Here is a 7,251-nt window from a genome sequence, read left to right as displayed (position 1 = left end):
AGCCCTTACTCTTTTTTATTATTCTTTTTTAAACAGGCTCTTAATTTTAAGTTAAAATACACTTCGGTACATGGAAATGAAATACAACACAACAAGTCTATCAAAATAGTCTTATTGATTGTTTCATTTTCTTCTCCCATCCAGACTGTAACTGTCGGTTTTGGAATTTCACCAAATCAGTCCTTTCGTAAAAAAGGAGTCGCGGACTGTAACCGCCGGTAGGGAATTGCACCCTGCCCCGAAGAAAACTTATGCTAAGTTTTACTGTATGTTTGTTTTAATTGTTCTTTAATTCATTAATTTTTTTGTTTAACGCACAGACCGTAAATTTCGGGAAGTTTTTTGAAATAGGGAAGAGGTTTTAATGAGAATTCAGATTAACTGCATTGAAGATTTAATTTCGTGTATTCGTGGCTATGTATTTTAGCCCACGGATTGCACAGATTTGCACAGATTTTATTTTCAATAATGTGTGGTTGTTGGGAGTTTTACATTCAACTTTTTTTGCCACGAATGCACGAATTTTATTTTATATAATTCTTAATTTCACGCAAAGGCAAACAGAGAATTTTAAATATTGACCTTTTTAATTTATACAAAGGCGTGTTACTTAACAAAGAAATACAAGTATTTTGAATGATGAGAATATTCTATGATTGTTTTTAATTCTTTGATTTTGCTAAGAATTATTGATTTCAAAGCACAGACTGTATTGCTTCTTTCAAAACTTCCAGATTAACATCATTCAGCTTTTTGAATTTTATGCAGTAGCTCGTGACACTGGCTTTACCTATTTTTTCTCCAAATGTATTGGCTAAATATTTTTTATCATCAATACCCATAATATAAACAGAAATTCCTGTTGTATTGGCGCTCAATCCAATCTTGTAAAAGTCTCTGGTTTTTCCGTCAGCATATTTCATAAGATGAAGTCCATAGCCGATATTCGGGTTGGAAACGATTTTGTTTTCATCATTTTTGCCGTCTAAAAACCATAATTTACATTGCGGCATAAGCTCAAGAATAATCTGATGAAGGTTTTCTAAATCACTGCGTTTTGGTTCTTTTTGGTTGGAGATATAGTCGTTGATTTGTTCTTGAATGGTCATTTTAAAAGCGGAAATTTAAAGTTATTTTACTAATCAAAATTATAAGAATAACCAATTTCTTTAAGGTCGGCTTCCAATTGTTCCCAATCTTCAAGTTCATCAACGATTGATAAAACCATATTTTTTGTCAAAGCTTGACCAGCGTAAATTTTTTCCACCGTTTCTAAAGGAATTCCAGACTCTTTATAGCTTTCTTCAAAATATTCTGTCGCCCAATCGATGTAAGTTTGAGGATTTCCATCAAAAATATTCAACATTTCTTCAGAATTATCTTCGAAGTTTTCAATCTGTCTCGTGTGCCAGTTTATTTGTCCGGTAGTCCACAGGCAAAAAGTTGTTCCAATGGAATTAACAGGTTCGCCAAAAATAAATTCATTAAAAATAGAAGGCAGATTTTCGGTTAGTTTTTGTTTGTTTTGCTGCTTATATTCGTGAACAAAACCATTGATAACGCAATCGTTTTGTGAAAATAAAACAAGCATTTGATTTCCCGATCCGTCACGCATTTCAAAAAACTCTTCGTGGTCTGACCATTTATTGTTGTAAGAGTAGTAACGGTATTCCCATTCTTGAGAAAGTATAGCATCTAAAATCGAAATCGCTTTACAGATAGATTTTAATTTTTTGGCATCGGGTAAGAGGGTGTAATTTTTAGCAGAGATCATAGATTGATTCAGAAAAATTTATAAATTATTTTTAATCCTGTTATTTGGCTCTGCAAGAACATTCATGATTTTCACTGATGTATTGAATTGATTCCATACAGAGCTCTTTCAAAATAGAAACATCAATATCTGAAAGTTTTTTTATATAAATACAGGCTTTGCTCATTTTAAATTTTCCAAGATTGGGCAACAATAGCTTGCTTTTTTCTGTGTCGGAATAAACATACAGCGAAAACGCTGCTTTTCTGGGCGAAAACCCAATAACCGGCGCATCACCTTCGTGCCCGCTTGCATATTTATAATGATAATTTCCAAATCCTATAATCGATGGTCCCCACATTTTGGGTTCAGAATCAGACCATTCCTGCATCAGCTTTATCAATTGCAAACTGTCGGTTTTTTTCTGCTCATTATCAACATAAGAATCTAAAAAATCTTTTACGTCTATCTCGGTGTAGTTTGTCTTTGTTTTTGCCATGATTTCTATGAAATTACTGTCTTAAAATCTTTTCCATTTTTCTGCCTTTTGCCAATTCATCGACTAATTTATCTAAATATCTAGCCTGTTTTGTCAGCTCATTTTCAATTTCTTCAATTCGATAGCCACAGATTACTCCTGTTATAAGATGAGCATTAGAATTTAGTTTTGCATTCTTAAAAAACGTTTCAAATGTTACTTTTTCGTCAATGAGTTCCTGCAGTTTTTGAGCATCAAAACCGGTTAACCATTCTATCACCTGATGCAATTCTTCAATGGTTCTGCCTTTGCTTTCTACCTTTGTGATGTAGTGTGGATAAACCGATGAAAAGGTCATTTTTGCAATTCTCTCATTATGTTGAGGTGTGGTTTTCATGTTTTTTATTTTAAGATTAAAGTTCCGTCTTGATGCAGAATTATTTTTTCATTTTCTTCGATTTCAAGGGTGATGTCGGGTGTATTTTTTTTCACCAATAATATTTCTGTAAACTTTATAGATATAATTCCCATTGGTAAAAGTAATAACGTGATTTCCGCCACTTCCCTGAAACTCTAATTCTCCATTGTTTAGAATGATATCGGGTTTTGATGATTCTTTTTTACTTATTTTCCAGGAAGCATATCTGTATTTTTATTTTCTAATTCGTCAATTCTAATTAGATAGTTCTTAGTTTTTATTTTGTAAGTTGGGCTTTCGAAAGTTTTTAACGAAGAATGTAGATTTTCTTTTTCTTTATTAATCAGTTTTTTTCTCAGCTTTTTTTCAAAATCACTTTGATGGTTTACCGCAATTATTTTTCCCTCATCACTATCGATCCAGATATCGCCATTGTCGAGCATAATTCCTCTCCAGCCAACTTCCGACCATTGCTCGGTTTTTGAATGAGCTATTTTATCGATTAGTTTTTTATCAAAAACCTCATTGAAACGTTGCTTAAACTGTTCTCTATTTTTAATTTCCTGAATCGGATATTCTCTTCTTAGTGGAAAATTCACATTTTGTGAAATGTCTTCAATATTTTTCTGTTTAAATAAATCAATAACATTTTTAATATTGGCTATTTTACTTTCGTCGAGTTTTTCAATTTGAGAAAAGCAAATTTGAGAAACGAGTACAATTAAAAGTAATAATCTGAATTTCATTTTGTATGATAGTTTTTTACAATTGTAGAATCAATTCTCAATATGAGCAGATGTTTTTTCAATCAAACTAAATTAAACAAAAATGAGAAATAGAAGAATATTGTCTTGAGAAAATAGTTCTATTTAATTTAAAGCTTATGTAAATACTTCCGGATATCTTTTTCAAGTTTTAAAATGATATTAAATTAAATTACACAAAAAAACCGTCCAAAAATCTGAACGGTTGATGAAAATTCTTAAGAAACTTTTTCTACACGCTTACTTTCTTCTAGGTCTTTCATTAAAGCCAATAATTCTTTTTTCTTCAAAAAATACTTTCGGTGAAGGAAATACGGCAACATGTTGACGGCATTCATAAGCATTTGTAAATTGTGGTCAAAATACTCTTCGTTATTGAAATATACGTGTTCTTTTTCTACATAATATTCTAAATCTTTTACATCCTGTTCGCTCAGATCTTTAGTTAAAAGTGAATTTTGAAGATGAAACCTTAATTCATATTTTAATTTTTCTTCAAGAGTTTTAAGAGTAATAAAATTCTGTTTTATTTGCTCAAATGGAGTTCTTGTGCTAATGAAAGCAGTTGCGTTTACAAGATCTATATACAGCTTATATTTATCTTCGTATTGCTTATCATAATCTGCAAAAGCTTGATAAAGAGTTATAAATATTGATTTTTTATTCAGGTTTTCTGAGATTTTTAGAAAATAATTGTAAATATCAGAATCATTTTTAGCAATCAGGTTTTTATTTTCTATGATAGATTTGTCAATTTCCGGGATGAGTTTCTTGGCTTCTGATGCTTTATATTTTCTTCCGTCGTAATCGAATGTTTTTAAAACAAATTCTTTATTGGCAATGGCTTCTATGGTTTTTTTATCATTTTCTAAAGCCATCAATGTGTAGACAAGTTCTACTTTTTCGTTGTCGTAAAGATTTTCAAACTGAATATCTTCAGACAAAACATTTTCTTTAGCTTCAGGATCTGGGTTTTTGTTATCGTAATAATTATTAAAGATCTTATCGAAAGAATCGTTTTGATACTGCGTTTCAAATTCGGTTTTAAAAGTTTCAAACTCTAGATCTGTTCTGCCACGCTTATATTTTACGTTTGAAAAAAGTTTGGCAGTCAGTTTTTCTTCGGTTTTTTCAAAGTCTTTAAATAAATCTTTTGCAGGTCGATTATCGGTTTCCTTTACAATATTCAGCTGTCTGAGTTTTGCAACACGATCTTCGGTGGAAGGATGCGATGCCCACTGATTTTCGATATTCAATTTAGACTTATTAAACAATCCAGATTCTGTAAGTTTCACATACGGAAGATTGTATTTAGTTTCCAGCTCGCTTTGCTCTGCAAGAAAATTCATCACAAAAAACTGTTCTCTGTAAATATTTTTACTCGACTGATTTTTCGAAATTCTTGCTTCATAAAAATTGATCACGTTATTGTAAGAATTGCTGGCAAGTTCTAATCTCAAAAGCGATTCTTCCAAAGAAATAGAGCCCGAAATATTAGCAGCAACTTCATCTGCATGAAATTCCATTTCTCTGGAAAGCGCCATGTGACGGATGTTGACATAAGAATACATTTTGGTAAGAATCCACTGTATTTTTGAAGTGAAAAAAATGGCAAGCGATGCGAAAATTGAAAAATAGCTGCTGAAACTCGCAAACTTTTCGATAGAATTACGGTAAGATGCATCGTCATTCACCAAATTAAAAATAATCTGATTCACATTATATACATAACTTCCAACCTTCATCGAACGTTGTGAGAAATGCCCAAATTCATGAGATAAAATTGCTTTGAGCTCCTGCTTTGTGGTGGTATTGATAAGCCCGACCCCAATCGTAAGATTTTTCTGAATAGGAAAAAACATGCTCCAAAAACTTGAATCGTAGAATACACTTGCATTTACATCGTAAGATAAATAGACTTTTTTCGGGAAGTTGGTTTCTGCTTCTTTTACAATGTCGTCAATCATTTTAAAGAGTTCAGGCTCGTCTGATCTTTTGATTTCGGAGAGATAACTTCTATCGTTGATATGTTTTTTGAATAAAAATTTAATGATAAAAAAGAATACAAAAATTCCTGTTCCTGCCAAACCAGCACCCACCATAAGGGTAAGAAACATCGGTTTTGCAATAATGAGCCAAATTCCACCACCAATACAGGCTAAAGCCAACGCAATAGTGAAAAGAAAAATAAGAATATAAACGAAAATAAAAATGACGATTGCTGAAACCGCCGCCTTGGTTTTCTTTTTAAAATCCTGGGAAACCTGAATATGCATAAGTATTTTTTTACAATAATACATACATTGGTTTAATGAGGCAAGAAAAATCCTTTTTGGTAGATTTAAATTAGTGCATAAATTGTTGTATACGATGTTTTTCTTGTAATAAATTACTCCGTTTATTTTTACTTAGTTTATACTTTGTATGTCTGTATCTTTATAAATATTCCAGAAATTATAATCAGTCATTGGTGCGTCGGTGATTCCTACGTTTCGTCCCATCGTTACAATTTGCCCTCTGTGATAAGTGCCGTGTAAAACAATATGTTGAATGTATTCATATTTTGAAAAATCACACTGAAACCATTGTGAATCAATTTTTACGTTTTTTATAAGATCTTCTTCAGATAAACTTTCTACATATTTCATCAGTTTTTGAGAATTGTTTTTGATGGCGTTGAAAATTTCTTCTTTATCGGTCGTTGTTGAAGTTGCTGCAAAATCGAAATCATCATTTTCTGCAATATGGCTCCACCAATATTCCTGTGTTTGCCAAATGTGATGTAATGTTTTTAAGATGGTTGGAAAACTTGAAATAACTTCCTGATTAAGCTGTTCGTCAGATTTTGCAGAAAGCCAGTCGATGTACTTGTTAACAACCCAATTGTTGTACTGAACGGTGTGAGTGATTAATGTTTTTAAATTCATATTAATTTTTTGTGGTTTTGTAAAATTACTTAATAATGGTGTTTTCAGATCATATTTTTGATGGATCAATTCTAATTAATAATCTCAGCATCCGGATTTTCCCGAAGCTTTGCAATTCTTTCTTTCCAGTTTTGAAGTTCTTCATCGGTTAGTTTAATCCATTCGGTGATCTCGCCAACAATTTTTAACGGTTTTGTACTTCGATAAGATCGGGTAGGGTTTCCTGGAAATTTTTTATCGGTTACATTGGGATCATTTTCAAAGGTTCCTGTTGGTTCTACGATATAAATCCTTTCATGGCCATCACCTTTTGCGAGTGCAGCAGCTAATCCGGCGCCGTTTTGTAATGCTGTAAAATAAATATGGTTCATGATAATTTCGGGATAGTAATTTGATTCGAATCCAGGATTGAGCAGATCACCAATTTGTAAATCGGCTTTTGTACCGTGGTAGAACGGACCGTTATCCAGAATTTGTTCATCTTTTTTGTTTTCCATTACGAAGGATTTTGAGGTTTGCAGAACCTGTAAACTTAAGAATTTGTTTTGAAATGAAAAAACCGCTCTGGGAATTGAGCGATATTGATTTTTTAGATAAACTACACGATACAATCGTGAGAAAAGTGAATGTAACAACAGAAAAATATTAATTTAAGTGACGAGAATATTGTTTTATAACGGAAGAATATTACTCTAAGTTGTTATAATATAAAATTACATCGTGCCAATCTAAAATGATGTTGCAAGAATATTACTTTAGGTCACAAGAATATTGTTTTATAACGGAAGAATATTACTCTAAGCTGTTATAATATAAAATTACATCGTATCAATATGAAATTATTGATGTACATCCGTTTTTACTAATGATTCATGATTTAACGCAAAGGCAAACAAGGAATCTTAAAATTC

The 7,251-nt window shown here is 31.8% G+C and carries 9 protein-coding genes and 1 riboswitch; all 9 genes read right to left on the bottom strand.

What is annotated here, in order from left to right; translation table 11 throughout:
* Window positions 1-124 precede the first annotated feature (124 nt).
* Window positions 125-250, bottom strand: a riboswitch (FMN riboswitch).
* Between the two features lie 445 nt (window positions 251-695).
* The 9 genes from OEW74_RS19255 to arr all read right to left on the bottom strand — a co-directional run bounded on the left by OEW74_RS19255 (window position 696) and on the right by arr (window position 6,837).
* Window positions 696-1,109, bottom strand: a complete 414-nt coding sequence (locus OEW74_RS19255; RefSeq protein WP_265430020.1) for a DUF1801 domain-containing protein — start codon at window positions 1,107-1,109, stop codon at window positions 696-698.
* Between the two features lie 29 nt (window positions 1,110-1,138).
* Window positions 1,139-1,774 (bottom strand): hypothetical protein, encoded by a 636-nt coding sequence (locus tag OEW74_RS19250; RefSeq protein WP_265430019.1) that lies wholly within the window; start codon window positions 1,772-1,774, stop codon window positions 1,139-1,141.
* A 40-nt stretch (window positions 1,775-1,814) separates the two neighbouring features.
* Entirely contained in the window at window positions 1,815-2,252 is a 438-nt protein-coding gene (locus OEW74_RS19245; protein WP_265430018.1) for a DUF1801 domain-containing protein, read from the bottom strand.
* A 13-nt stretch (window positions 2,253-2,265) separates the two neighbouring features.
* A complete protein-coding gene (locus OEW74_RS19240) occupies window positions 2,266-2,628 on the bottom strand; it encodes a DUF2200 domain-containing protein (RefSeq protein ID WP_265430017.1) in 363 nt (120 codons plus the stop codon).
* A 5-nt stretch (window positions 2,629-2,633) separates the two neighbouring features.
* Window positions 2,634-2,792: a hypothetical protein gene (locus OEW74_RS19235; RefSeq protein ID WP_265430016.1), complete on the bottom strand. Its 159-nt coding sequence runs from the start codon at window positions 2,790-2,792 to the stop codon at window positions 2,634-2,636.
* Between the two features lie 63 nt (window positions 2,793-2,855).
* Entirely contained in the window at window positions 2,856-3,395 is a 540-nt protein-coding gene (locus OEW74_RS19230; RefSeq protein ID WP_265430015.1) for a hypothetical protein, read from the bottom strand.
* A 236-nt stretch (window positions 3,396-3,631) separates the two neighbouring features.
* Entirely contained in the window at window positions 3,632-5,689 is a 2,058-nt protein-coding gene (locus tag OEW74_RS19225; protein ID WP_265430014.1) for a M48 family metallopeptidase, read from the bottom strand.
* Window positions 5,690-5,821: 132 nt separating this feature from the next.
* The gene (locus tag OEW74_RS19220; protein ID WP_265430013.1) at window positions 5,822-6,340 is read right to left on the bottom strand and encodes a DinB family protein; all 519 of its coding nucleotides are present in this window, start codon (window positions 6,338-6,340) and stop codon (window positions 5,822-5,824) included.
* Window positions 6,341-6,411: 71 nt separating this feature from the next.
* Complete coding sequence (gene arr / locus OEW74_RS19215) at window positions 6,412-6,837, bottom strand: NAD(+)--rifampin ADP-ribosyltransferase (protein ID WP_265430012.1); 426 nt, start codon at window positions 6,835-6,837, stop codon at window positions 6,412-6,414.
* Between the last annotated feature and the right edge of the window lie 414 nt (window positions 6,838-7,251).

The organism is Chryseobacterium sp. YIM B08800 (assembly GCF_026163565.1).
In the GTDB taxonomy this organism is placed as follows: Bacteria; Bacteroidota; Bacteroidia; order Flavobacteriales; family Weeksellaceae; genus Chryseobacterium.
This window is presented reverse-complemented; position numbering and strand designations above follow the sequence as displayed.